The organism is Pseudomonas sp. H1_A03, from assembly GCF_054685145.1.
This window is the reverse complement of sequence record NZ_CP162829.1, coordinates 5,554,287-5,580,698: the sequence shown is the minus strand read 5'-3', so window position 1 is coordinate 5,580,698 and position 26,412 is coordinate 5,554,287. Positions and strand designations below refer to the sequence as shown.

Annotated in this window: 24 protein-coding genes; 12 read left to right on the top strand and 12 right to left on the bottom strand. The window is 58.1% G+C overall.

Annotated features, from left to right (window positions below):
• Positions 1-3: 3 nt before the first annotated feature.
• A complete protein-coding gene (minD, locus tag AB4O35_RS25835) occupies positions 4-816 on the bottom strand; it encodes a septum site-determining protein MinD (RefSeq protein ID WP_017737535.1) in 813 nt (270 codons plus the stop codon).
• A gap of 200 nt (positions 817-1,016) precedes the next feature.
• Complete coding sequence (minC, locus tag AB4O35_RS25830) at positions 1,017-1,754, bottom strand: septum site-determining protein MinC (protein WP_065873383.1); 738 nt, start codon at positions 1,752-1,754, stop codon at positions 1,017-1,019.
• 118 nt (positions 1,755-1,872) lie between these two features.
• Here minC and AB4O35_RS25825 point away from each other — a divergent pair, with 118 nt between their 5' ends.
• The gene (locus tag AB4O35_RS25825) at positions 1,873-2,805 is read left to right on the top strand and encodes a lipid A biosynthesis lauroyl acyltransferase (RefSeq protein WP_065873382.1); all 933 of its coding nucleotides are present in this window, start codon (positions 1,873-1,875) and stop codon (positions 2,803-2,805) included.
• 33 nt (positions 2,806-2,838) lie between these two features.
• Positions 2,839-3,987, top strand: coding sequence for a patatin-like phospholipase family protein (locus AB4O35_RS25820; RefSeq protein WP_065873381.1), 1,149 nt, complete (start codon positions 2,839-2,841; stop codon positions 3,985-3,987).
• Positions 3,988-4,035: 48 nt separating this feature from the next.
• Here the strand turns inward: AB4O35_RS25820 and AB4O35_RS25815 are convergent, their stop codons facing one another.
• From AB4O35_RS25815 to puuE, 7 genes are all read right to left on the bottom strand, one after another.
• Positions 4,036-4,821 carry an outer membrane protein OmpK gene (locus tag AB4O35_RS25815; protein WP_049712208.1) on the bottom strand — a complete coding sequence of 262 codons (786 nt, stop codon included), beginning with the start codon at positions 4,819-4,821 and terminating at the stop codon, positions 4,036-4,038.
• A gap of 437 nt (positions 4,822-5,258) precedes the next feature.
• Positions 5,259-6,605: a nucleobase:cation symporter-2 family protein gene (locus AB4O35_RS25810; protein ID WP_065873380.1), complete on the bottom strand. Its 1,347-nt coding sequence runs from the start codon at positions 6,603-6,605 to the stop codon at positions 5,259-5,261.
• A 182-nt stretch (positions 6,606-6,787) separates the two neighbouring features.
• Entirely contained in the window at positions 6,788-8,071 is a 1,284-nt protein-coding gene (locus tag AB4O35_RS25805; RefSeq protein WP_065880802.1) for a urate hydroxylase PuuD, read from the bottom strand.
• 51 nt (positions 8,072-8,122) lie between these two features.
• The gene (locus tag AB4O35_RS25800) at positions 8,123-8,626 is read right to left on the bottom strand and encodes an ureidoglycolate lyase (RefSeq protein ID WP_065873378.1); all 504 of its coding nucleotides are present in this window, start codon (positions 8,624-8,626) and stop codon (positions 8,123-8,125) included.
• Positions 8,627-8,810: 184 nt separating this feature from the next.
• A complete protein-coding gene (alc, locus tag AB4O35_RS25795; protein ID WP_065873377.1) occupies positions 8,811-9,806 on the bottom strand; it encodes an allantoicase in 996 nt (331 codons plus the stop codon).
• Between the two features lie 41 nt (positions 9,807-9,847).
• A complete protein-coding gene (uraD, locus tag AB4O35_RS25790; RefSeq protein ID WP_065873376.1) occupies positions 9,848-10,363 on the bottom strand; it encodes a 2-oxo-4-hydroxy-4-carboxy-5-ureidoimidazoline decarboxylase in 516 nt (171 codons plus the stop codon).
• Entirely contained in the window at positions 10,360-11,286 is a 927-nt protein-coding gene (puuE, locus tag AB4O35_RS25785) for an allantoinase PuuE (RefSeq protein ID WP_065873375.1), read from the bottom strand. Before puuE ends, uraD begins: the two co-directional genes overlap by 4 nt.
• 386 nt (positions 11,287-11,672) lie before the next feature.
• Between puuE and uraH the strand changes: the two genes are divergently transcribed.
• From uraH to AB4O35_RS25770, 3 genes are all read left to right on the top strand, one after another.
• Positions 11,673-12,026 carry a hydroxyisourate hydrolase gene (gene uraH, locus AB4O35_RS25780; protein ID WP_065873374.1) on the top strand — a complete coding sequence of 118 codons (354 nt, stop codon included), beginning with the start codon at positions 11,673-11,675 and terminating at the stop codon, positions 12,024-12,026.
• Between the two features lie 155 nt (positions 12,027-12,181).
• Entirely contained in the window at positions 12,182-12,967 is a 786-nt protein-coding gene (locus AB4O35_RS25775; RefSeq protein WP_460149362.1) for a hypothetical protein, read from the top strand.
• Between the two features lie 454 nt (positions 12,968-13,421).
• Positions 13,422-17,444, top strand: a complete 4,023-nt coding sequence (locus tag AB4O35_RS25770) for a dermonecrotic toxin domain-containing protein (RefSeq protein ID WP_460149361.1) — start codon at positions 13,422-13,424, stop codon at positions 17,442-17,444.
• Here the strand turns inward: AB4O35_RS25770 and AB4O35_RS25765 are convergent.
• The 3 genes from AB4O35_RS25765 to AB4O35_RS25755 all read right to left on the bottom strand — a co-directional run bounded on the left by AB4O35_RS25765 (position 17,431) and on the right by AB4O35_RS25755 (position 20,028).
• Positions 17,431-18,066 carry a LysE family translocator gene (locus AB4O35_RS25765; RefSeq protein ID WP_065945311.1) on the bottom strand — a complete coding sequence of 212 codons (636 nt, stop codon included), beginning with the start codon at positions 18,064-18,066 and terminating at the stop codon, positions 17,431-17,433. The genes AB4O35_RS25770 and AB4O35_RS25765 overlap by 14 nt on opposite strands.
• Before the next feature lie 11 nt (positions 18,067-18,077).
• On the bottom strand, positions 18,078-19,424 hold the full coding sequence (locus tag AB4O35_RS25760; RefSeq protein WP_065873371.1) for an NCS2 family permease: 1,347 nt from the start codon (positions 19,422-19,424) through the stop codon (positions 18,078-18,080).
• A 169-nt stretch (positions 19,425-19,593) separates the two neighbouring features.
• Positions 19,594-20,028 carry a MarR family winged helix-turn-helix transcriptional regulator gene (locus tag AB4O35_RS25755; protein ID WP_065873370.1) on the bottom strand — a complete coding sequence of 145 codons (435 nt, stop codon included), beginning with the start codon at positions 20,026-20,028 and terminating at the stop codon, positions 19,594-19,596.
• Positions 20,029-20,109: 81 nt separating this feature from the next.
• On the opposite strand from AB4O35_RS25755, the gene AB4O35_RS25750 reads away from it, so the two are divergent.
• The 7 genes from AB4O35_RS25750 (at position 20,110) to AB4O35_RS25720 (ending at position 26,294) form a co-directional block, all read left to right on the top strand.
• Positions 20,110-21,276, top strand: a complete 1,167-nt coding sequence (locus tag AB4O35_RS25750; RefSeq protein WP_065945312.1) for an aminotransferase-like domain-containing protein — start codon at positions 20,110-20,112, stop codon at positions 21,274-21,276.
• Between the two features lie 10 nt (positions 21,277-21,286).
• On the top strand, positions 21,287-21,889 hold the full coding sequence (locus AB4O35_RS25745; RefSeq protein ID WP_065945313.1) for a glutathione S-transferase family protein: 603 nt from the start codon (positions 21,287-21,289) through the stop codon (positions 21,887-21,889).
• Between the two features lie 179 nt (positions 21,890-22,068).
• A complete protein-coding gene (locus AB4O35_RS25740) occupies positions 22,069-23,028 on the top strand; it encodes a 3-oxoacyl-[acyl-carrier-protein] synthase III C-terminal domain-containing protein (protein WP_065873367.1) in 960 nt (319 codons plus the stop codon).
• Positions 23,003-23,263, top strand: coding sequence for an acyl carrier protein (locus tag AB4O35_RS25735; RefSeq protein ID WP_065945314.1), 261 nt, complete (start codon positions 23,003-23,005; stop codon positions 23,261-23,263). The genes AB4O35_RS25740 and AB4O35_RS25735 overlap by 26 nt, the downstream gene beginning before the upstream one ends.
• On the top strand, positions 23,256-23,900 hold the full coding sequence (locus AB4O35_RS25730) for an acyl-CoA dehydrogenase family protein (RefSeq protein WP_065873365.1): 645 nt from the start codon (positions 23,256-23,258) through the stop codon (positions 23,898-23,900). The genes AB4O35_RS25735 and AB4O35_RS25730 overlap by 8 nt, the downstream gene beginning before the upstream one ends.
• Positions 23,897-25,249 (top strand): MATE family efflux transporter, encoded by a 1,353-nt coding sequence (locus AB4O35_RS25725; RefSeq protein ID WP_065873364.1) that lies wholly within the window; start codon positions 23,897-23,899, stop codon positions 25,247-25,249. Before AB4O35_RS25730 ends, AB4O35_RS25725 begins: the two co-directional genes overlap by 4 nt.
• The gene (locus AB4O35_RS25720) at positions 25,239-26,294 is read left to right on the top strand and encodes an alpha/beta hydrolase (RefSeq protein WP_065945315.1); all 1,056 of its coding nucleotides are present in this window, start codon (positions 25,239-25,241) and stop codon (positions 26,292-26,294) included. Before AB4O35_RS25725 ends, AB4O35_RS25720 begins: the two co-directional genes overlap by 11 nt.
• Positions 26,295-26,412 lie beyond the last annotated feature (118 nt).

The window sequence follows — 26,412 nt, the reverse complement described above, 5'->3', positions numbered from 1 at the left end:
TGTTTAGTTGCCTCCAAAGATACGCTCGAAGAATCCCTTCTTCTTCACATCGAGGAAGCGGTGTTCCACGGTCTTGCCCAGCAAGCGATCGACGGCATCGCTGTACGCCTGGCCGGCGTCGCTCTGGTCGTCAAGAATCACCGGAACGCCCTGGTTGGAAGCCTTCAGGACTGCCTGGGATTCTGGAATCACACCCAGCAGGGTCACTGCGAGGATGTCTTTCACGTCTTCAACACCGAGCATTTCGCCGTTGCTGACGCGCTCAGGGTTGTAACGGGTGAGCAGCAAGTGCTCCTTGATCGGGTCTTCGCCTTTTTCGGCGCGCTGGGACTTGCTGGCCAGCAGGCCGAGCATGCGGTCCGAGTCACGTACCGAGGAGACTTCCGGGTTGGTCACCACGATGGCCTCATCCGCGAAGTACATCGCCAGGTGAGCACCGGTTTCGATACCGGCCGGTGAGTCGCAGACCACGTATTCGAAGGTTTCCTTCAGCTCGGCCAGGACTTTGCCTACGCCTTCTTTGGTCAGCGCGTCTTTGTCGCGGGTTTGGCTGGCGGCCAGTACGTACAGGTTCTCAAGGCGCTTGTCCTTGATCAGGGCCTGTTGCAGGTTGGCTTCGCCGTTGACCACGTTGACGAAGTCGTACACCACGCGGCGCTCGCAGCCCATGATCAGGTCGAGGTTACGCAAACCGACGTCGAAGTCGACGATAACTGTCTTGTGGCCGCGCAAAGCGAGGCCGGTACCGATAGCGGCGCTGGTGGTGGTCTTACCCACACCACCCTTGCCGGATGTAACCACGAGAATCTTGGCCAAGGTGTTTCACCCCTAAGGAAAAAGGACTTTTCGGTCCCTGAAAAACATCTCTTGGAACTCGCCGCAGGCGGACAGCCTTTGCAGGAAAAAGATGTGGTTTCCGCTGGGAAACGCCAACTTCCAATTATTCCTACGCAAGTATTGCCGGTTTCGCTGTGCTATCAGAGTTTAGAGATGCTTGGAAAATGCGGCAGTATCCGTTAAAGACGGATGATGTTCAACACATCGCCCGACAGGTTGATCTGCACCGAAGCCCCCCACAGCGGATCACGGCGCAAATCTTCTGAAACCTTGTACTGGCCTGCGATGGACACTAGCTCAGCGGTCAACTGCTGGCAAAAAATACGCGCCTTGGCATCGCCCTTGATGCCGGCGAGGGCACGTCCGCGCATCGGGCCGTATACATGGATGTTGCCATCGGCAAGAAGTTCCGCCCCCGGGCTGACCGAGGAGATCACGACAAGGTCACCCCCCTGGGCGTAAATCTGCTGCCCGCCGCGTACGGGCGAGGTGATGATCTTTGTCGGCTTGATCGTCGGCTCCGGTGGTTTTTCCGGTTTTTTCTTCTCCTCACCGACCAATGGTTCAAGCGGTCGCTCGCGCGCGCCGGACGGTGGCAGTACTGGCAGTTCAATGGCGATGGCCGCAGCAATGTCTTCAATGCGGCTGGCGCGAATCGCCAACGTGCGCAGGCCATGGGAGCGACAGACGCGCATCAGGCCAGGCAGATCGATACTGCCCTGGCCGGCGGGCAGTTTGTCCAGCGCCAGCACCAGCGGGGCGTTGTTGAAAAAATTCGGCGCCAGGGCGACCTTGGCGGCGAGCTGGCGGTCCAGGGCCTCGAGGTCGTTACGGGCGAGTTCCAGCACGGTGATGGCGAGCATGCTGCCTTTCAGCTGGAACACGGGATCTTGGTCTAGCGGTTCGGTTTGGCTCATGGTCGGCAAAGCGGCTTGTCACGAAAAGTGTCGAGACTTATAACGAGAACACTCACCCGCCGCAAGCCGAGTCGAACCGTTGTAGAATGCGCGGCCCTTGTCTTTACCGGAATCTGTAATGGATCGCCCGCGTTTTCGAGCTGTTTTTTTTCACCCGCGCTTTTGGCTGTTATGGCTGGGGCTCGGCCTGCTGTGGCTGATTACCCAACTGCCATACCGCGCGCTGCTGACCATTGGTCGCCTGCTGGGTGCTGGCATGTACCGCGTGGCGGGCGAACGTCGCCGTATTGCCGCGCGAAACCTGGAACTGTGCTTCCCGGAAAAATCCGCTAAAGAGCGTAAACAATTGCTCAAGGAAAACTTTGCCTCCACCGGCATCGCCTTCTTTGAGATGGCCATGAGTTGGTGGTGGTCGCGCCAGCGCCTGGCGCGCCTGGCCCATGTCGAAGGCCTGGAACACCTCAAGCAGGCCCAACTGGATGGCAAGGGCGTGATTCTCATGGCCCTGCATTTCACCACCCTGGAAATCGGTGCGGCACTGCTTGGCCAGAAGCACACCATTGACGGCATGTACCGCGAGCACGGCAACCTGCTGTTCGACTACATCCAGCGCCGTGGTCGCGAGCGTCACAACCTCGATTCCCTGGCCGTGGAGCGCGAAGACGTGCGCGGCATGCTTAAGCTGCTGCGCGCTGGCCGCGCCATCTGGTACGCACCGGACCAAGACTACGGCGCCAAGCAAAGCATCTTTGTGCCGCTGTTCGGCATCCAGGCGGCCACCGTGCCCGCCACCAGTAAGTTCGCCAAGCTGGGCAAGGCGCTGGTCGTGCCGTTCACTCAACAGCGCCTCGCCGATGGCAGCGGTTACCGCCTGGTGATCCACCCGCCGCTGACTGACTTCCCTGGCGAAAGCGATGAAGTCGATTGCCTGCGCATCAATCAGTGGGTCGAAGCCTCGGTGCGTGAATGCCCTGAGCAATACCTGTGGACTCACCGCCGCTTCAAGAGCCGGCCACCGGGTGAACCCAAGCTGTACGAAAAACGCCGCTGATAAGACCGATTTTTTCCCACATGGAGTGAAGCAATGCGCCCAGCTGAACCGGTTACAGGCTTGATTCTTTCCGGCGGCGGGGCGCGAGCGGCTTATCAGGTGGGGGTGCTGGCGGCCATTGCAGAGTTGTTGCCGCCGGGAGCACCGAATCCTTTTCCGGTGATCGTCGGCACCTCCGCCGGCGCGATCAATGCGGTGAGCCTGGCCAGCGGCGCCATGGACTTCAGGGCCGCGATCCAACGTCTTACCGCCTTCTGGCAGGGCTTTCGTAGCCACCAGGTGTTGCGCAGCGACTGGCCGGGGGTGATTCGCCAAGCGAGCCGCTTCTTTATCCACAGCCTGCTGGGCCTGGGCGCCCGGGTGCCGGTGGCCTTGCTCAACAGCTCACCGTTACGCGACCTGTTGCAAGAGCGCTTGAACCTGGACGGCATCGACGAGGCCATCCGGCATAAACATCTGCACGCGGTAGCAGTGACGGCCTTTGGTTATGAGTCCGGGCAAGCGGTGACCTTTTATCAAGGCGGCGGCACCATCGACGCCTGGTTGCGCCATCGCCGTATCGGCATGCCCACTCAGTTGACCGTTGAACACCTGCTGGCCAGTTCGGCGATCCCTTTGCTGTTTGCGCCGGTCAAACTCGACCAGGAGTTCTTTGGCGACGGCGCCGTGCGGCAATCGGCGCCCATCAGCCCGGCCCTGCATTTGGGCGCCAATCGCGTGCTGGTGGTGGGGGTCAGCGGCAACCCGCGTGGCAATGAACCGGCCGTGCAACGCACCTACACCGGCCAGGAACCGACCCTGGCGCAGATCGGCGGGCACATGCTCAACAGCACGTTCATTGACAGCCTGGAAAGCGATATCGAATTGCTGGAGCGCTTGAACCAGTTCAGCCATTTCCAGCCGGGCGACAGCGCGGCTCAGGGCCTGGCGCCGGTTGAAGTACTGGTGATTGCGCCGAGCCAGCCCATTGATGAGATCGCCGCGCGGCATCGCCAGGAATTGCCGGCGGCGTTGCGCTTGTTTTTACGCGGGCCGGGGGCGACCAAGACCAGCGGGGCAGGGGTGTTGAGTTACTTGCTGTTCGAGGCGGGGTATTGCAGCGAGTTGATTGAATTGGGGCGGCGGGATGCGTTGGCCAAGCGTGAGGAAATCACTCGGTTTTTGAGGTTGCCCCCAAACTAAATGTGGGAGCGAGCAAGCCCGCTCCCACATTTTGTATTGCGGTGTGAGTTAGAAGTGGTACTTGACCAAGAAGCTCGCCGTATCCTGCGTCGTCTTGAACGCACCCGAATCTTCAATCCCGTACTTGTTCTTCCAGTAGTCGTATTCAAAACCGACATACAACTGCTTGTCGCCCCAGTGCAATGCCTTGCCCAAGTCATATTTGACCTGTGGGTTGAAGTGCAGGTTGGCGTGGTAAGTGCCACGGGCATTCTTGTCGTTGTCCACGACCCAGTCCATGAAGCCGTCGATCAACACGTCGGAGTTGCCCACCGGAATCGTGTACGACCAGACCGGCGTGATCTGCCAAACGCCATCACCCGGGCGATTGCCTTCGGTCTGGCGCTGGTAGAAGTTCAGCTGGAAGTAGTCGAAACCCGGAATGTTCAAATCGAAGCCAGGACCGACCAGGTACGATTCGTTATCGCCTTCACCAAACTCGTAAGTCATCGCCAGCAATACATCCTTGATCGGACCAAAGGACAGGTCCTTGTCGAGAATCTTGCCAAACGACAAACGCGGGCTGAACTCGCCGTAATAAGTATTCGGGCCGACGTTGCCATCTTCTTTGCCGTTATAAAAGATGCGGTCGAGGAAGAAGAAGTTGTCGCCGTACTTCCAGGCATCGGCATGTTCGAACGTGACGGTTTGTTGGATCTGCGGGTTGACGGTGAAGCTCTTGCCCCACAAGTAAGTCAGGCTGTTGTTCTGCCACTGCAACAGGTCACCGGCCACGGCTTGACCACCTGCCAGCAGGGATCCCGCCAGCATCAGGCCTTTGAACATAGGTTTCATTCGGTTGCTCCCGAGTTAAAATTTTATGGTTTTTCTTCTACGCAGGCGCTCTGGTGTGGCGCCTTTTGGTCAGCTGCAAAAATCGTCTGTTCGGTCAGCTTTAGTGCATTTAGCAAGAGCTGCGCCAAGGTGTTTAAAAAGCCAAAAAATCCCCGTCGGCTGCATGGGATGCAGTCGAATTCAGGGGACTTTTGCGCACATTGGCCGCAGACATAAGGCCGGGATAAGTTGGCCTTGCAGTCAGCTTTTACATTCGCTGTTTTTTTTTGAGTCGATTCGAGCGGGCGCGGAGAATACTGGCTCTTATGCCTGGGCTCAAGTGCGCTGTAACAGAGCGCGTGGGGCGAGAATGGGGCACGGCTTGTGGCCGGCCCCGGGTGAATGGCGTGCATGTCGTGGTTCCCAGTATCGTTATTGTTTTTGTAAGAACGAAGGAATCAATGCGTAGGCGCGACGGCAGGTCGTTCTGACCCGCCGAGGATGTTGAACAGGATATTCAGCGACAACGCGCTGAGGGTGGCCATGGCGATGCCACTGTGGGTGATCGGGCTCATCCACAGCGGCAGCTGCGCGAAGAACTCCGGGCGCACCACCGGGATCAGGCCCATGCCGATACTCACCGCCACCAGCAGTTGGTTGCGACGGTCGGCGATATCGGCTTCCTGCAGGATCTTGATCCCGGTGGCCGCCACCATGCCGAACATGGCAATCGCCGCACCGCCCAGCACCGCCGGTGGAATCGACGCCACCAGGTATGCCGCTTTGGGCAGCAGGCTCAGCACAATCAGAAAGGCCCCCGCCATGATCGTCACCGAGCGGCAACGCACGCCGGTCATCTGCACCAGGCCGATGTTTTGTGCGAACGAAGAGTGGGTAAATGTGTTGAAGAACCCGGCAAAGAACGACGCGCCGGCATCACACAACAAACCACGGCGCAGCATCTTTGGCGTGACGTCCTGGCCGGTGATCTTGCCCAGCGCGAGGAACATCCCGGTGGACTCGACAAAGATGATCACCACCACCAGGCACATCGAGAGGATTGGCGCCAACTCGAACTTAGGCATGCCAAAGTGCAGCGGTGTCACCACCTGCACCCACGGTGCCTGGGCCAGGCCGCTGAGGTCGACCATGCCAAGCAGGCCGCACAAGGCGTAACCCAGGCCCATGCCGACCAGTACCGAAATGTTCACCCAGAAACCGCGCATGAAGCGGTTGATCAGCAAGATGGTGGCGAGTACCAGCGCGGCAATCGCCAGGTAGATCGGCGAACCAAACGTCGCAGCGGCACTGCCGCCACCGGCCCAGTTCACGGCGACCGGAAACAGCGAGAGGCCAATCGCGGTGATCACGGTGCCGGTCACCAAGGGCGGGAAAAAGCGCACGATCTTGGACATGAACGGCGCGATCAACATACCGAAGAACCCGGCGGCGATGGTCGCGCCGAAGATACCCTGCAAGCCGATACCGGGCATGCCGGCCATGGCGACCATGCTGCCGACGGCGGCGAAACTGGCGCCCATCATCACCGGCATGCGGATGCCCACTGGGCCGATGCCGAACGACTGCACTAGGGTGGCTATGCCGGCTACCAGCAGGTCGGCGTTGATCAGGAAGGCGATTTCTTCACGGCTCAAGCCGGCGGCCTGGCCAATGATCAGGGGCACGGCGACGGCGCCGCCGTACATCAGCAAAACGTGTTGCAGGCCTACCAGAATCAGTTGCAAGAGGGGCAGCCGCACCATCGCGGGCACGGCAGGAATCTGCGGTTCGACTAACTCGGTCATGCAACACCTCGGATCTTTTTTATTTTTGTGTTGTGTGGAACGCAATCTCTACGTCACCACAAATCCCCTGTGGGAGCGGGCTTGCTCGCGAATACGGTGTGTCAGTCACTGAATGTGCTGACTGATCCAGCGCCTTCGCGAACAAGCTCGCTCCCACATTTGGATCTGTGTGAATCAGTTAATTAATTGGTGCGGGCCCCCTGGTTGATCCAGGTACCAATCAAATCCCGCTCCTGCTGGGTCATCTGGGTGATGTTGCCCAACGGCATGATCTGGCTCGCCACGGCTTGCGCTTGAATACGCGCGGCCTGCTGCTGGATCTGCGCCGGTGTGTCAAACATCACCCCGGCCGGAGCGGTGCTGAACAGCGGGCTGGTGGGCTTGGCCGAATGGCACACGGTGCAGCGTTGTTCGATCACGCTGTGCACTTGGCCAAAATCCGTCGTGGCCTGAGCCGGTGCCGGTTCAGCTGCGGGCGCTGGCGGCGCGGCGGGCTTCAAACCACCCCCCAATGCCGTTTCCGGCAGCGGCTGGTACTCAATGGCAGCCGGTGCCTTGGCCACTTCGGCGACGGGCTTGGGACCGGTCACATAGGCCAGGCAAATCATCGCCAGCGCGCCCACCGGCAAGGTCCACGCATACTTCTGGCTGTTATGCCGGGTGTTGAAGTAATGGCGCACCAACACCGCCGCCACCGCGATACCCGCCAGGATCAGCCAGTTGTATTGGCTGCCGTAGGTGCTCGGGAAATGGTTGCTGATCATGATGAACAGCACCGGCAAGGTGAAGTAGTTGTTGTGACGAGAACGCAGCAAGCCTTTGGCGGGCAGCGCCGGATCCGGCGTGCGGTTTTCCGCGATAGCCGCCACGAGCGCGCGTTGCGCCGGCATGATGATGCGGAACACGTTACCGACCATGATCGTGCCGATCACGGCACCCACGTGCAGGTACGCACCACGCCCGCTGAACACCTTGCTGAAGCCATAGGCCGCCGCAATCAACAGCACAAACAGGATGAAACCGAGCAGGGCAGGGCGTTTGCCCAGGGCCGAGTCGCAGAGGAAGGAGTAGATGAACCAGCCGGCGAACAGTGAGCCAATGCCCAGCAATACGCCTTCGGTGCCGCTGAGCGTGCTGCCGGGGGCGAGCAGGTACAGCGTCGGGTTGAGGTAGAACACCACGCACAGCAGCGCGACGCCCGACATCCAGGTGAAATAGGCCTCCCATTTGAACCAATGCAGGTTGTCCGGCATGGTCGGTGGGGCCAGTTTGTATTTTTCCAGGTGGTAGATACCGCCACCGTGGATCGCCCACAAGTCACCGGCCAGGCCGCTCTTGGGGTTGACGCGGTTGAGGTTGTTTTCCAGCCAGACGAAGTAGAAAGAAGCGCCGATCCACGCGACGCCCGTGATCATATGAACCCAGCGCACGCTCAGGTTCAGCCATTCCAACAGATGTGCTTCCACAGTCTTTACCTCTCGCCTGTCACCCTTGTTGTCGGGTGATCCGGCCTTCTCTTATTGGTGGGGGGCGAGGATCAACCGCTCATCCTCTTCAAAAAAATGCTCATCGCAGTTATTGCCTGTGCCACTGCGATCAACCACCAGGAAGTCATCCCGCTTTTCGATCGTCAGCACCGGGTGGTGCCAGACGCCGCGATGGTAATTAATGCCCTGCCTGCCGTTGGTGACGAAGGCGCGGACCAAACCTGATACAGGTGCATCGCCAAGTGGCGCGACCACGATCAGAAAGGGGTTGCCGAGCAGCGGTATGAACGCTTGGCTGCCCAGCGGGTGTCGTTCCAGCATGCACACGGTCAGCGGCATGTCCTGCGCGTCGGCGCGGAAGATGCTGATGATCGCGTTGTCCTCAGGCTGTGCGGTTTCGACCGTCGCCAGCTTATGAAAGCGCATGGTCGACCCGTTGTTGATCATGAAGTGATCGCTGCCATCGGTTTCGATAACGTCTCCGAAAGGGGCGAAGGCTTCTTTGGTCAGGGGTTCGATCATCAGTGTGCGCATGGCTGTCTTCTTATCCAGATTCTATGTGTTTGTTTTGCTTCTGTAGTGAGCGGGCTTGTCCCGCGCTGGGTGGCGAAGCCGCCCCAATCCAGCCACCGCTTTCTGCCAGACAGCACTCAGGCGCCTGGTTTTAGGGCGGCTTCGCCACCCAGCGCGGGACAAGCCCGCTCACTACAGGCAGTGTCTATTTCGCGACCTTGCCGAGGACGCGCAGGCGACTTACACCCCCATCCGGGAACACATTCAGGCGGATGTGGGTAATCGGCCCCAGTGCCTTGATCTGCTCGGCAAAGGTGTGTTCGGCGTGCATTTCCAGCTTTTGCGCCGGCAGCAGTTCGCGCCAGAACAACGATTGAGTTTCGATCTGGCTGTCGGTGCCGCCCTTGACGAACGCGCCCTGGATCGAGCAGGTGTCCGGGTAGTTGCCCTTGAAGTGCAGGGTGTCGACGATGATCTTCTCGATCTCGCCCGGGTGGCCCAGGGCGACGATCACCCAGTCATTGCCCGGTGTACGACGACGTGCGGTTTCCCAGCCGTCGCCCATGTTGATGCCACGGCCTGGGTTGAGAATGTTGCTCATGCGGCCGAAGTGTTCATCGGAGCAGGCCAGCGCGCGGCCACCGTTGAGGGCTGAGGCCAGGTCGACTTGTTCGTTGTCGCCGACCGACGACCAGTCGCGGAATGGAATGCCGTACACACGCAGACGCGCCACGCCGCCATCCGGATAGATGTTGAAGCGCAGGTGGCTGTAGGCCTGGTCGTTGTTGATCTCGTGGTAGTGGTGGCTGTTGCCTTGCAGCTCGACGGCCGACAGCACTTCCACCCACTGGGTGTTCTCATCCGGGTCGCCCGAGGCCAGGAAGCAGGCTTCCAGCGACGCCGACGGCGGGTAGTTGCCGGTGAAGAATGAAGTGTCGATGTCCACGCCTTTGATCGAGCCGGGTACGCCCAGGCGGATGACCGCGCTGTCGTAGCCTTCGAAGCGCTTGCGGCGCGACTCCCAGCCGTCCATCCACTTGCCGTTGTCATCGAAAACGCCCTCCTTCCACACGGCCGGGGTCGGCTGGAACAGGCGGTTGGCGTCAGCGAACCAGTCATCGGTCACCGAAAGGATCTTGGTGCCCAGACGGGCGTCGGCCAGGTTGACGAACTTCTCGAAAGGTACGGCGTAAGCTTTCATTCTTCTTGTCTGCCTTAGATAGAGTGGCTGGGGATGGTCGTTTAGAGGGTCAGTAATCGGAACAATGCGATCTTGTTGATCTCGGCCAGTGCGCACTTGAACTCGGCGTCTGCCGAGTGGTGGATGCGCGTTTCGAACGCGGCCAGGATCTGATGCCGGTTGCTGCCTTTTACCGCCATGATGAAGGGAAACTTGAACGTGGCCTTGTAGGCGTCGTTCAGCTCGGTGAAGCGTGAGAACTCTTCGGCCGTGCATTGGTGAATACCCGCGCCGGCTTGTTCATCGGTGCTGGCTTGGGTCAGTTGGCCCTGGACGGCGGCTTTGCCGGCCAGGTCCGGGTGAGCGTTGATCAGGGCCAGTTGACTGGCATGATCGGCGCTCAACAGGATGTCGCTCATGCGCTGGTGCAGGGTTTCGATCTCGTCGATCGAGGCGTCCTGGCCCAGGTCGAAGGCCTTCTCGGCCACCCATGGCGAATGTTCGTAGATGTCGGCGAAGGCGGCGACGAATTCATCGCGGCTCAGGGTCGATGGTTTAAGGGTTTGGAACGCAGTCATTTCGCTGCTCCCGTGTACGGGTGGGTTTCGTGCCAGTGACGGGCAATGTCCACGCGGCGGGTGAACCACACCTGTTCGTGACCTTTGGCGTACTCGATAAACCGCTTCAACGAAGCCAGGCGCGCAGGGCGGCCGATCAGGCGGCAGTGCAGGCCGATGGAAAGCATCTTCGGCGCCTCGGCCCCTTCGGCGTAGAGTACGTCGAAGGCGTCCTTGAGGTATTCGAAAAAGTCATCGCCCTTGTTGAAACCCTGCACCTGGGTAAAGCGCATGTCGTTGGTGTCCAGGGTGTAGGGGATCACCAGGTGCGGCTTGCCGGTAGGGTTGTTAGGCTCCCAGTAGGGCAGGTCGTCGTCGTAGGTGTCGCAGTCATACAGGAAACCGCCTTCCTCCATCACCAGCCGGCGGGTATTCGGGCCGGTGCGCCCGGTGTACCAGCCCAATGGGCGCTCGCCGGTGAGTTCGGTGAGGATGCGGATGGCTTCGAGCATGTGCTCGCGCTCCTGGGCCTCGTCCATGTACTGGTAGTCGATCCAGCGGTAGCCGTGGCTGCAAATTTCGTGACCGGCCTCGACCATCGCGCGGATCACGTCCGGGTGACGCTGGGCGGCCATGGCCACGGCGAAGATGGTCAGTGGAATATCAAATGCTTTAAACAGCTTGAGGATGCGCCACACGCCAGCGCGGCTGCCGTATTCGTACAGCGACTCCATGCTCATGTTGCGCGCGCCTTGCAGCGGCTGCGCCGAAACCATTTCCGACAGGAAGGCTTCAGACTCTTTGTCACCGTGCAAAATATTACGCTCGCCGCCTTCTTCGTAATTGAGTACGAAAGACAACGCGATGCGCGCCTTGCCCGGCCAGTGGGGGTGAGGAGGGTTACTGCCGTAACCGATCAGGTCGCGTGGGTAGTCAGCGCTCACTGCAGTCTTCCTTCTTGTTCGTGATCATTCATGTGGCGGCCGGGCAGTGAAAAGACTGGGTGGCGTCACGGCGATGAGTGATTGTATACAACTTATCGGCAACTTTGTAAGCCTGCATTTATGCATTTTTTCCGCAGAGCTCTGTGTAAAGGGTGTAGCAAGAAACTTGCCTGACTGGTCAGCTAATGGACAAAAGGTCGTTTAAAAGCAAGGATTACCCATCGATCAGTCTGTCGAGCATCAGCGGTGTGCTGATCCGAGGATTTGTGATTTTTATTGTGTACAATTTTTTTTAAAAGTGTCTTAATCAGTCATCGCCGGCTTTTTCGATGCCCTGAAAAAGTGCGGATCACTCTTCTACTGACCACGGGAGGCGCGTAGACGCCATGGGACGCTTGACCACACACGTTTTGGACGCCGCACACGGCTGCCCCGGCAGCGCGATCAAGGTTGAACTGTATCGCGTCGACGGCACTCAGCTTGAGCGGGTCGCTACCGCCGTGACCAACAGCGACGGCCGCTGCGACGCGCCATTGCTGCAAGGCGACGATTACCGCAGCGGTGTCTACCAGCTGCAATTCAGCGCCGGTGATTACTACCGCGCCCGTGGCGTGCAATTGCCTGAGCCGGCGTTTCTCGATGTGGTGGTGCTGCGCTTCGGCATCAGCGCCGAACAGGATCATTACCATGTCCCGCTGCTGATTTCGCCTTACAGCTACTCCACCTATCGCGGTAGCTGAGCGTCACCTCGCTTCACACCCCCAAAGCTCTTCGTTGGTTTTTCGCCCGCCCACACTGCGGGCTTTTTTTTGCCTGCAGTGGGTTCAATTATCTAGCGCCTTCTGACCGCCTGCGTTGCTTAGGCTGAGTGTTTTCCTCCACGAGAAAAAACACCATGACCTCGGCCACCGAAAGTCAGTCCGCTCCTCCCGTTTCCAGCCCTGCGTCCGACACCGACGACATTGACGACGCCAGCGATGCTGAAGAGACCGTCGACGCCGAGTTACGGGCCATTCGCAACCAGTTGAAAGTACGGATTCGCACCTCTACCCATCCCAGCCGTCTGATCAATCAGATCTGGCTGGCCGACATGCGCTGCCGCGAGTCGGCGCAGACGCTGACACATCTGCTGGGGCGCTCGCCCAAAATCTTGAAGGTGATTCGCGCCGAGCTGTACAAGGAATTCAAGGAGGAACCGGATGATCTGCTGTTTACCGTGCCTGCGAAGGGCGGTGAGCCCGAGAAAGTCGACAGCCTGACCAGTCGGGCATTGTCGTTGCTTTTTGAGCCCTGGACGGCTGCCAGTGTTTCCCCGTCAACCACCCTGACCATCAAAGGAAAGCCCGGCTCTGGATTGACGTTGACGCCGTTGGAAGCCCTTCAACGAGTGGTCGCGATGCGGCTCTATGAGCGATTAATCCACACGGCCGCTCACTATTGGGACACCTTGGCATACGGTTCCTGGCGGACGCGCCGGGAGCGCTGGGTAGCGTTGCACGAGGAACTCTTCGCCGACCGTGCTTTGATCGCGCGGCAACTGGATGAGCTGTCGAGTACCGGAATGGCCATGGTTCAGGCCGTGATTGATGCCCCGAGCGCGCAGGCGCGTCAGGTCGCGGGGGGGATTGGGCCGGTGTGCGAGTGGGCCAGTTACTCTGGCCGGGTACACCTGCGATGGTGATTCCAGGTGCCTTGCATATCTATCGCGAGGGTGACCCCAGTGGTGTGCCGCATATCATTTACCTGCCGGGTGTGGCCCGCAATCTCTACGAGTACCCTTCCTTCGTCGCGCTTCAGTGCGGTGTGCTGGAGCTGAGCAAGTCGCGGTTTGACGAGCTCTGGCAATGCTTGCCTTTAAATCGTCGCCCAGTGTTATGCCGTCCTGCGGACTTGTCCCCGGCGTCCAGCGTTGTGCGTGGCTTGGAGATTTTAGAGGATGCGTTGGCGCTGGGCGCGCAGGAGTTGCTGAGGCAGCAATGGAATAACGAGTTGGCCTGTGTTTCGGTGATTTATCACCCGCACGTATTTGCCACAGAGCGGCCGCAGCCACTTGATGCAGGTTCCTTTCTCAAGCACGTGGAGGGCAACAGGAAACAACTGGTCGGGGGGCTCGGCTCGGCGCGCTGCGTGACGAATTGCTCGATTGGGACCACCAGCGACGAAGCACAGAAATTATCTTTGCCAGTATCGCGCCCGGCTTGGCGCTGCGCACGGCAGAGCAGCAGATCAAGCGTTACGAAAAAGGCCTGGTCGCGCTGCTGGATCCGGATAATCCAAGCGCCGAGACACCGGAATATCAGGAGGTCGTCGCCTGGGTGGACCAACTCAAGGTTCACGCCCAAACCTTGCATGCCTTGTCGCTGGGTGCCGGGCAACGATTGCTTCACGTTGATTTTTGGTCTGAGCGCCCAGGTGGGGAGGGGACGCCCAGGCGGGTTGTGTCGTTTATGCACGCCCAAGCCGAGGCCTTGCGCTGCGAAGTGCAGGTGCAACACAGGCTTAAGTTGCTGAGTGCGGCGCATCGTGACTTGATGATTGAAGTGGTGGAGCAGCCTTTGCCCGCCCGGCGTCCGAACAGTCAAACCCAGGTATTGTCGATCGCCATTGGCAGCGAGCTGGATGCCTTTTATTCGCTCCATAACATCAGGGTGGTGACGACCGCCGCAGCGGTGAGGGTCCCGCTTCGCCAGCTACCCGTGGTGCTGTATGCCTTTGGCGAAGTGGGCGGAGTGATGGCTTTTGCCGGGCTGGACGCCCTCACCCGAAGTGTCAAGGCCAGCCTCGTCAGTCGGGACGATTCCGTGCTGTGGGGCTGTGTCGCGCGCGATAAACGCAATGACTTACGCACACATGCGGCGCGTGAAACCTTAGAGGTGCGCTACGTGCCTATCCCTGGCAAGCCTGCATTGGCCTCCCTCAAGAAACTCATTGGGACTTGTTATCGCTTGTACAACAGCGCCGATGACATCACGCGTATTTTCAGTGAGGTAAAGGATGCCGAGTTGAGTCGTGCGCTGTTGCTGACCGAGCTGGAGCAACACCTGCAGGTTCCCGTCAATAGCGCTCTGAGCCGCGCGCAGGCGAATGTCGAGCTGCTGCGCAAGGTAGCGCTCGAAGCGAAAAAAATGCCGGGATGGTTAACGGGGGCAACCCGTGCGCAGCGAAAACACTTCAGACGCTCGCAGAAGCTTTACATGAGCAGCACCTGGGCATTTTTAGCCCGGCTCGAGCAACGTCTGCCGGACTTGAACACCTATGCCCGCCAAAAGTTGACCGCCCGGTTGCGCCACGAGGGGCTCTCCTTGGGGGTGGAGATAGACGAGCCCTTTATGGCGATGTCCGGAGATATCCACGGCACGTATTGTGATCATAAAGACGCTTGCCGCTTGAAAGACCCGCAAAAGCTACTACCCGCGTCTTCTTCGTGCAGGGCCTTCAGTCTGTTGGAGCTGGCGCTGCACAACCTGGATCCGCTGGCACCGTGGACGAACCATAAATTGAACCGTGCTTGCCCTCTGCGACGGACGTGGCCAGACAGTCTTTCTACCGCGCATTTGAGGCAAATCATCTCTTCGCTGGATATAGGCGGCCAGTACGACGCGTTGATCAATAAGGTGTTTTATCCACCTGTTAACCCCAACCGCCCGCTCAGCGAAGGACGTATTCCCGAGTTATTGAATCGCGTGTTGCGAGCGGGTGGTAAGCATCATCTGTTTTCAGCGGTTCAACAGGGGCTGTCGGCGACAGCACAAAGCGTTTTCAGCACTGCAATGGCCGCACGGACACCGCAGGACCTGATGAAAAACCAGCATGAGTTACAACTGCACGTGGTTCATTTGGTGGGCCATACGATGCAGCATGATCGCTATGTCGCAGGGATAGTGGTCGTGCAAGACAAGCGCTCGGAGCTTTGCGTGGTCTATTGGCCCCAGGCCCCCCTCGCCTTGGTACTCACTGAGTACGGCAACCTTGAAAAGGCCAAGGCTGAATTGAACCGTCTAGGCGCATTGCCCGATAACGTTAAGACGCTGGCACGCCAGGTCGCACCCGGCTGGGCTTTTCAGGCAAAGCATCAGTCCCCGTTCGAACCAAAGGTCTTCAACCTATTTGATGTGCTTCCTGGCAGTTCCCTCGTGAGAGGGATTTGGCGGTTGACCCGCCTGTTCTCCGTCAAGCATCTGGAACCGTCGCTGTTGCTTGATGAGATTGAAGAACAGGTGCTCGAGCAGATTGCCAGTGATCCACGGGATTGGCTGGCGATTGTCGCCACGTCCAACTGCAATGCCCAGGCGTTGCTGTACCACGGCAAAGTGCACGAGTTGCAACGCCAGACACAGGCAGCCAGTTACTCCAATAAAGCGCTGAAGGAATACCGAATCCGCCGCCTTCGCGACGATAGCTTAGCCAAAACACGGATGGTGTTAAGTGCCTTTATTCCAATACTCGGAGTGTTCAGTGACATCTATGAGTTGTACGTTGCAGCGCGGCATTACAAGCGTTATGGCGACACCAGTGATAAGCGCGTGTTGGCCGATACGATTAAATTTTTTATGGTCAACCTGGTAATGACTTTCGTACCCGGCCCCAAGAGGGCGGGCGTTGCGGCAGCTTCCGCGATACGGTCTGCGCTGCCCCCGGCTTTGGGGCGGATACGCCGCTGGCGGGTGGAACCGAGTGGTGTTCCCCGTTCGGCGTCATCCGTGAGGCAACTTCCGGCCCTGGAGCGTTTCAAGACTGCATCGGTGCCGGAGGGGGCCGTGGCGTTGAGGGGGCCGGGTCGGGAAGGTGTCTACGTCAAAAATGGAGAGCTATTTGTGGCGGATGACACACACCATTATCCGGTTTACAAACGGGACAGCGGGCAAGGGTTTCGTCTGAAAAACCAGCAGTCGCCGGGTCAGGACGAACTGATTCTGGATATTCACCAGTCCAGGGAGTGGTTACTCGGCGCGGACGCGCCGCAACCGGTGGCGGGAACGAGTACGAGCCTGCTTACCCCGTGGACACCCCCGGTACCACCGCCGCCGGATTGGTGGCCACCCGTGGTGCGCAGGGCGACGGAAAGCCAGATACGCCAGTCCTCCTCCACGTCCACCCACTGGTTGGATTGGCGTGTGCAGGTTCTGAACCATCAACAATTGACGTCCCCGGCGCCCGGCGTATTTCACGTCCCGGTAGATAGTCGAGGATTTTCCTACAATGTCCTCCGGCTGGCGCCTCCCTATACGGCCCTGAACGATCCTTTGAGCGGTTATTACCGATTGCTCCCCCAGGGTGGGCAGGCACCCTTGGGTTACATAGTGTTTATCACACAGGATGAACCACTGGTTTCATTGGCTCGCGTTGATATTGAGCGTTGGGCAAGCACATCACGTGCTGAACAGCCCCTTCCTGTATCGCGCACGCCAACGGGCGGGTGGCAGCTCCATGCCCCTCTCTTTGACAGGCCGTTGGCGGAGTACGTCGGCACGGCATTCCCCACCATGACCACCAAAAGCCGAGAATTTACAGTGGCACGAATTATTGAGTTATCAGGCCCGGAACGCCCTGCAACGGCCAGTCATATGCTCAATCTCCGTGCGACGTTGAACGATTGGTTGCCAGCGGCCCCCGCGATACCAGGGCAAACGGATGATGTGTTGAGATTGCTGAGGCCTACTGACAGACAAAGTAAATCGATATTCATAGGGGTAGAAGGCAAAGCGCCAGGCTTCACCCGAGTCGACTTCCGGATATCAGGTTTAGATCTAGATCCTGCGCTTCAATTCCGCCTTCCCAAGCGCCCGGTCCAGCGCGGGGTTGCCATGCGCCAGGCGATTACACACGTGTTGCAGCAGCAAGGCTTTGACGTGCATGAAGTGCTGGTGAAGCATTTCAATAAAACCACCCGTGATTTGATCGTGACCCACCCTCTGTCCAATAAGGTTTACTACGTTTCAATCCATTGGACGTACGGTGGGACGATCGAGTTGGATACGCGACTGACGGCTCAGTGGCTCAATGAAACCATTCGCTTTAATCCGGGTGTGCTGCCACTGGTAGACGTCAGCAGCGCCATGAGCGAAAACCGTCTGGTTCTGATCGTAGCAGGCATCCAGTGGCGCGGTATGAGGGGGAGCCGACCGAGTGTCTATTTCGCCAAAGTCAGCCGGTCCTAGCCTTTATCAATGCCATCACGCCAGCGCCACCGAATAGCCCGGCGCTGATGCGGTTAAACCAACTCTGGCCCTTGCCACTGCGCAGGTAGCGAGCAGCGCCGTGGGCACCCAGGCCGTAGGCCAGCTTGCACATCAGGTCGAGCGCCGTCCAGGTGACGATCATGATCAGCAGTTGCGGCAGAAAAGGCTGTTGGCTGTTGAGGAATTGCGGCAGGAAAGCGGCAAAAAACAGGATGTCCTTGGGGTTGCTCGCGCCCAGTACGAACGCCCGGCCAAATAGCGCACGAAAGCGTGGGACGGGGGCGGCGTACGGCACCTCGGCACGCTGGGCCGGTTGCCGCGATTGCTGCCAGCTCTGCCAGGCGAGATAAAACAGGTACACCGCGCCAACAATCTTCAAGGCGCTGAACAGTTGCTCGGAAGCCAGTAACAACGCACCCAAACCCAGCGCCGAGGCGCTGAGCAGGCAGATCGAGGCAAACACCCCGCCAAGAAACGCTGGATACGAGCGGCGCAGCCCATAGTTGAGGCTGTTGCTGATCATCAGCAGGGACAGTGGCCCCGGTATGAGGATCACCACCAATGCTGCGCCGCTGAACAGTAGCCAGGTTTCCAGGTTCATCCGTTGCTCCTTTATAGAAATATGAATTTGGCGATAAAGATCGCGCACAGCACCCACAGGCTGACAGAAATCTCGCGGTACTTGCCAGTGCCAGCCTTGAGCGCCACATACGTGATAAAGCCCAAGGCGATACCGTCGGCGACCGAGAAGGTCAGCGGCATCATGATTGCGGTGACAATCGCCGGGATGCTGTCAGTGGCTTCATCCCAATTGATATGGGCCATGCTCGCCATCATCAGCATCGCGACATAAATCAGCGCACCCGCCGTGGCGTACGCTGGAATCATCCCGGCCAGCGGTGCAAAAAACATCGCCGCCACAAACAGAATGCCCACGGTCACGGCGGTCAGCCCGGTACGCCCGCCAGCGGCCACGCCGGCAGCACTTTCCACGTAGCTGGTCACCGGTGGTACACCCACCATGGCACCGAATACGCTGGAAGCACTGTCGGCTTTCAACGCACGGGACAGGTTATCGATCTTGCCATCGGCATTGACGAGGCCGGCCCGCTGGGCGACGCCCATCAGTGTACCGGCAGTGTCGAACATGTGTACAAAAAGAAATGCAAATACCACGCTGATCATGCTGACATTGAATACACCTTTTACGTCCATCGCCATCCAGGTCGGTGCCAGGCTCGGAGGTGTGGCAAGAATGCCGTTGTAGTGCACCAGGCCCAGGCCCCAACCCGCGATGGTCACGGCGATGATGCTGATCAGGATCGCGCCGAACACGCGGTGGTAGCTGAGGATCGCGATCAGCAAGAAGCACACGGCTGCCAGCAATGGCGCGGGCTCGTGCAACGAACCGAGTTTGATCAAGGTCGCCGGACTGTCGACGATGATCCCCGCAGTCTTCAGGCCGATCACCCCGAGGAACAGGCCGACACCCGCGCCCATCGCATGGCGCAAGCTGACAGGGATGCTGTTGAGCAGCCATTCGCGCACGCGGGACAGGGTCAGGCCCATGAACAGAACGCCGGAAATAAACACCGCGCCCAGCGCAGTTTCCCAGGTGTAGCCCATGGTGCCGACCACGGTGTAGGTGAAAAACGCGTTCAAGCCCATGCCCGGCGCCAGGCCTACCGGCCAGTTGGCGTAGAGGCCCATCAGCAGGCAGCCCAGCGCGGCGGCGATGCAGGTGGCGACGAATGCCGCGCCGTGATCGATGCCGGCGTCGGCCATGATGTTCGGGTTGACGAAAATGATGTAGGCCATGGTGATAAAGGTGGTGAGGCCGGCGATCAGCTCGGTCTTCACTGTGGTGCCATGCAAGCGCAGCTTAAACAGGCGTTCCAGCCAGCCGGTGCGGGTGGGTTGGAGGTCCAGGGGTGAGGCTTCGGATTTGCGGCTGTCCACAGCGAGTACTCCTCAAGCATTTTATTGTTATGGCCAGCGCTTAGGCGCTGTGAGGTACTGGCGGGTTTGTTGACCAATAGGTCAGGAACTCGCACGAGGCGAATTATGCTTTTGTATACAAATAAAGCAAATAATGTTTTCGATCGACTGCGTAAAAGTGGATGAAAGGCTAGTTCAGGCCACTTAGCGCCTGGTTCACCGCTAGCCATCCGGCCACGGCTTCAGCCCCCGCGTCACTGAAGGCGCGTTGCAACAACTTCACCTGTTCGCGGCGCAGGGATTGCTCAAAACGCAGGCCTTCTTCAGTGAGCGCCAGCAGGCGTTTGCGCTTGTCGGTTTCGGAAGCGACGCTGTCGACCAGATGCATTTCCTGCAATTGGCGCAGGGGCATGTTCAGCGCCTGCTTGCTCACACCGAGTAATTCCAGCAGTTCCTTCACGCTCAAGGCGGGGTAGCGCGCGATAAAAAATACGATGCGCTGGTGCACGCGGCTCAGGCCGCGACGTTCGAGCATTTCGTCGGCTTTGGCGGTGAAGGCCTGGTAGCCGAAAAAGAACGCCTCCATGGCCTCTTGTTGGCGGGTCTGGTTTTTAAGGTCAAGCATATTGACGTATCCACTGAAGTCGTCGTAATTTCGGTCAACCAGTTTGACGTATTTAACGCACTCTTCGCTACCGGTGACCCCATGGCCTTCTCTGAACGTGTTACGCGCCTCAAAAGCTCCCTGATCCGTGAAATCCTCGCGGCAGCCCAGCGCCCGGAAGTGATGTCGTTCGCCGGGGGCCTGCCGGCGGAGGCCATGCTGCCAGCATTGAACTGGGATGACATGCCGCTGAACATCGGCCAATACGGCATGAGCGAAGGCGAGCCACAATTGCGCGAGTTGCTCGCCGCCGAGGCCCGAGCCCTTGGCGTGCCGTGCCAGGCCAGCCAGGTGCTGGTGGTCAGCGGTTCCCAACAAACCCTGGACCTGGCGGCCAAGCTGTATATCGACAAAGGCACGCAGATCCTGTTGGAAGGCCCGACCTACCTGGCTGCCTTGCAGATCTTCCAGCTGTTCGGCGCCGAATGCCTCACCGTGTCATTGGAAGCCGATGGCCCCGACTTGGCCGCTCTGCGGGTCAACCTTGAACGCCACCGTCCGGCGTTCATTTACCTGATCCCGACGTTCCAGAACCCGTCGGCCGTACGCTACAGCGAAGTCAAGCGCGCCGCCGTCGCCGCCTTGCTCGACGAGTTTGGCGTGACCCTGATCGAAGATGAGCCCTACCGCGAACTGACGTTCGACGGCGGCAGCGCCAAACCGATTGTCGGACGCCTGAAAAAAGCCAGTTGGATCTACACCGGCACCGTGTCCAAGACCCTGTTGCCGGGCCTGCGCGTTGGCTACCTGATAGCCAGCCCGGACCTGTTCCCGCACCTGCTCAAGCTCAAGCAGTCGGCGGATTTGCACACCAACCGCGTCGGCCAGTGGCAAGCGATGCAGTGGATCGGCACGGAGAAATACCAGCATCACCTGGTGGAACTGCGCAGCTTTTACCGCGAGCGTCGCGATGCGTTCCAAGCCGCATTGGAATGTTATTTCGCCGATCTGGCCGACTGGCAAGTGCCCCAGGGCGGATTATTCTTCTGGCTGACCTTGAAACAGCCGCTCGACACCCGCACCTTGTTGGCTCAAGCGCTCGACCAGAACGTCGCGTTCATGCCCGGTGAACCGTTCTTTTCCGAGCCGGACCAGCACCACGGTTCGCTGCGACTCAATTTCAGCCATATCGACCCGGCCCGTCTCGACGAAGGTCTCAAGCGCCTGGCCGCGGTGGTCCGACAAGCACAGCACGCGAAAGCGGCATAAGGGGAGCCCCATGTACAAGGTTTATGGCGATTACAAGTCGGGCAACTGCTACAAGGTCAAATTGATGCTCAGCCTGCTGGGCATCCCGTATCAATGGATCGATGTCGATATCCTCAACGGCGATACCGAGACCCCGGAGTTCCTGGCCAAGAACCCCAACGGTAAGATCCCGGTGCTGGAACTGGAAGACGGCACCTGCCTGTGGGAGTCCAACGCGATTCTCAACTTCCTCGCCGATGGCAGTGAGTTCCTGCCCACCGAGCCACGCCTGCGCACGCAAGTGTTGCAGTGGCAGTTCTTCGAGCAATACAGCCACGAGCCGTACATTGCAGTGGCGCGGTTTATCCAGTTTTACCTGGGCTTGCCGCAAGACCGCCTCGAGGAATACCAGAAGCTGCACAAGGGCGGTTACAAGGCGCTCAAGGTCATGGAGCGCCAACTGCAACTGACGCCGTATCTGGTGGGCGACCAGTTCTCCATTGCCGATGTGGCGTTGTACGCCTACACCCACGTGGCCCATGAAGGTGGTTTTGACCTGGACGCTTATCCGGGTGTTCAGGAGTGGATGGCGCGCGTCGCCAGTCATCCCCGCCATGTGGCGATGTTGGACTGACCTGCAGGCCGCCAGCGGTCCAGCTGGCGGCCAGTTAGTTGTTAAAAATTCCATTTGTGGGACCAGCAAATGGGAAAAATCTGCCTTTTAAGCAATTTGAGGCAAAAAGCACGACGCGTTTCTGGGACGATGTGGGTAATTGATAGTTGCGTTAAACAATTACTCCATGCGGAAACTGTATGCTGCCACTTAATTATTTATGTTGGTTGCCGGATCGTATTTCTTTAGTCCCCTTGAGTTCGCTTGAGCACTCCCATGATTTAAAACCGGGGGCTGGCAAGGTACTCCAGCGCTATTATTCCTTGGCGTCGGTCGGCCTGTCTTCCACGACACATGCCGAGATGCTGGTGGAAACGTTGCGCGCACTGGTAAGTGCGAACCCCCAGGTCAAACAGTTAAACGGTTGCCTCGTGTATGCCAAGACACAAACACATAACACGTTCTTTGATAATCATTGGTTGGACGATATTGCCCACGCGTGTGGCCTAGCGCATTGGCAAGTATTCAGCGTCAGTTTGAATCATTGTTCGTCTGCCCTGTCGGCCATTCACTTGTTAAAAAGCCGATTGATTAAGAAGGGCGAGCCTATGCTCCTGCTGACGGGAGAGAAGGCTTTTCACAGTGCTGTCAGTCGACTGGATAACAGCGTCCTGGCCGAAGTGCCGGCGGCGATGCTGCTCAATGCCGGGCCAGCGCTGTGGAACTTGAAACACACCGCCGTCAGGCATTTATCGTCTTTTTATGACAATCACCGGGGTGAGTCGGCTGTACGTCGGCGCGAGTTATATGCGTCGCTGGAACAGGAATATTATGATTTTTATCGTTACGCGCTGGATAAATTCAATGTCTCGCCTGACAGCATTGATGCCATCGTTCCGAATAACCTGGATCTGCCGTTGCTGAAAAAAGTGGCCGCCAGGCTGGACTTCAAGGGCGTCATGTTTACCGAACATATTGCCAACTACGGGCATGCGTATTGTGCCGATATCTTGTTTAACTTGTCGGCGCTGTTGGAAACATTCACAGGCAACAGAATCCTCTGCATCACCATGGGCATGGGCGTTACGCTTTCATGCGTGCTAATCGAAAGAAACCACTCCAGCGAGGTTTTACATGTCACACCTTCTCTTGGCTGTTAATGAAGCGCTTAACGATATTATGTCCTCGGCCGTGTCGGTCAATCTGGAAACTGACTTTAACGAAGACCTGGATTTGGACTCGGTGCTGTTTGTGCAGTTCTTATTGACCCTCGAAGAGAAAGTGCCTGGTTTGATGTTTGAGCCTGATCAAATCGACCAGGATGCCTTCACGACGGTGGGTAAATTGATCGGTTGGATCGAGCAGCATGTGCAGTTGGAGAGCTCCTATGCCTGACGGTCTGTTTGACAGGGTTTTTCAGCTGTTTGCGGGCAATGAGCCCGCAGATGCTGTGCGGCTGTTGCGTCTTGAGTCTACCGACCCGGCTCGGTGCGCATTCAGCCAGGGTTATCAACTCGTGCCGAACGAACGAACCGTGGTAGCCGGGCAACCACCGCAGGCGGACAGGGTGCTTGCCGCCCTCGGCTTGGAGCTGAAGTTTTTCGGAGAAAAGCAGACGAGCGCCGCCGACGGCCTCCAACTCATTGTCTCTGTCGCTGCCCGCCTGGGGTTGTTGATGCGCATGCTCGGCATGAGCTGGGCGCACTTGTCCAACCGCAGGAGCTTTGGCGTGAAAGCCACCCGGCATCAGCTGATCAAGGCTGAGTTCGCGGACCTCAGCAGTCAGTGCAACCAGTTGGCTTTGCAGTGGGAAATGCGCATCGCCGCGCAGGACTACCAGGACGCCGAGGAAGACCACTGGCAGATCACGCTGCTGAACAACAGAGCGGAAAAATTGATGGGGGGGCATGGCTACCTGCTGGGTGCGACGCACACGCTGTCCTATCTCTCGATGATGCTCTACAGCCTGTATGGAAAAACGACGGGGCACTACCCCATGTCACGGCGCGACAGCCTGGGAGAGGTCATGTGAATACCTCACCCGGCATAGTTCTGTCGCAACACCAGGGCGCAGGCCGGGATATTGCAGATCTGCTGAAGCTTGCCTGGCCCATGATTGTGGTTGCCGTCGCGGTGTCTTTTTCACAAAACATACAGACTGCCATTTTGGGGCACGGCGCTGAGACAACATCGATTTACTGGCTGTCGATGATCCAGCCGTTCAGCTTTTTGTTCCTGGCGATTCTCGAATGCCTGGCCATCAGTAACCAGGTGTTCAGCGCCCGGTCTGTGAACCTTTGGTCAAAACAGAAAGTATTCAGGGCAACTTCGCTTTTATCGGTGCTGGGTGTTTTGATCGTTGCATTGCTGAGCGGCGCGATTGCGTTGACTTCGCCTTGGTTGGAGAAGTTACTTCCCGTCTCTGGTGGTCGCTTTTATCAAGAGGCACTGCCGCTGTATTTCCTTTCGATGTTGCCGTTCATTCAGTTGGAGATGTGTAACAGCGCGCTCCGGGGGCAGGGCAGGAGCGCGGTGAGCATGCTGCTTGTGATTGCCTATATCATCCTGAACGCCGGCATTTGCTACACCAGCTACCACCTCTACGGTTTGGGCTTTTATTCCATTATCGTCGCCAATGCCCTGGCGTCCGGCTTGTTGATCCCGATCGCGACCTGGCTGGTCAGGCGAGTCAGTTACCTGGAGCAGGATGACCGGCCGCAAGCGTTCATCCCGCGCTTGAAAGGTTTGCTGCAGCAGGTGGGGTTGCCGATTTTTGCGTCTTTCATTGTGGTGTTTTTCAGTTCACTGCTGGTATTTCCACTGATAGGGACCCTGGGTGAGCAATATGTCGCCGCCTTCTTGATCATTACCAAGATCAGGATGTTTGTGGTCATTCCGGCCGTGGCGTGCGGCTCTGCGTTGGCGATATTGATAAATCAGCGCCTGTCGATCAGTAGCGGTGGGGAATTGAAACGGCTACTGCACCGTGGGCTGATGTTTATCGGTGGGCTTTATCTTGTGCTGACCGTCGCGATTTACTTCAGTGAAAAGATGCTGATTGGCCTTCTTTCAGGCGATGGGGCGATCAGAGACGCCAGTAGCCAGATGATGCTGATTTTATTGCCGACGTTTTTTATCACGGCGTTTGTTGCGTCCTTGCAAGCGTTACTTGAGCAACTTGATCAGGCGCGTCGCGTGTTGATTCTGACGGTCATCATAGAGTTACTGATGGTCGTCGTCTTGTTGGTCGGATGGGAGCGGTTCTCTAACCTGAACTCAATCATGAGTATCATCATCCTGTTCAGTACCATCAACTTGTTCGCCTTTGCCAATGAGTATTGGCGGCTGGCGAGCAAGATAGGGAACGAGCATGTTCTTTAGTGTTATCTATCCGCTCTTGCTGGTCGTTTCGCTGATCCATCAGAACTATCTTCGTGTACTGGTGGTGATGCGACTACGGCCTACCTTGTTGATGAAGGCCAGGGTCAGGCCAACGACTCACTATGTTCGTGTGTGTCGTTTCATCAGGTTGTTCGATCTTTACTCGCTGGACATGATGTCTTCCTACCTATCAGCGCTGTATGCGATGCATCTGTTTGAAAAAACCCGACCGTTGCCTTACAAACCCGCAGAGATGATGCTGCTCAGCCAGTGCCGGCAGGAAAACCTCACCTGGCGGCACACGTTCGTGAAGATGTTCGTTTACCCTCAAGCCGAGCAGCAGGCAGAAAAAGTATTGCTGCTGCACGGCTGGGATGGCCGCAGCATCATGCTCAGGCACCTTGCTCAGCGCCTGCAGGCTAAAGGGTATACGGTTTTTGCACCTGACCTGCCGGCACACGGGGTGTCGCCGGGCAAGGGCGTCTCTTTTTACGATCTCTCCCGGGCAGTCATCGATATCGAGCGACAGTGCGGTCCTTTTTCAGTGGTGATCGGGCATTCGTCCGGTGGGTTGGTAGGCTGCATGGCTGCACTGCAAGGGCTGCGGTTCAAGAGAATGGTCTTGATCAGCAGTCCGTGCAGTTTTGGCGAGGTGCTGGACAACTATGTACTCAGCCATAAACTACCCCGGCATATTGCGACGTCAATGAAGAAGCTCTACCAGTTACGCTACGGTGTGAACCCCGATAAGATTGGCCCCGAACTGATCTCCAAAATACAACAGCCAGTGCTGATATTGCATGACCAGGCCGACGTCAGTATTGATTTGGAAGAGGCCATGGTACTCAACCATGTCTTGGGAAGAAGCAAACTGATAGTCACCGAAGGCATAGGACATAATGGCGCACTGCGTGATGCCACGGTGTTCAGCCGTATTTCCAGTTTCCTGGACGCTACTGCGCAAGAAGATTATGCCGCTATGGGGCATCCCGCACTGCGCTTGCGCGCCGCGATTCGTAGACGTGTCAAACATCCAAGGCATTAGCCTTATGCTCGCTGATTGCAGAAAGTCACTAGACTATTCGAGTACCCCCTGTGCACTTTCGTGCATTCCCCTCAAGTACCCATCAAACGTCCACGACGAATGTTAGAATCACTTCATC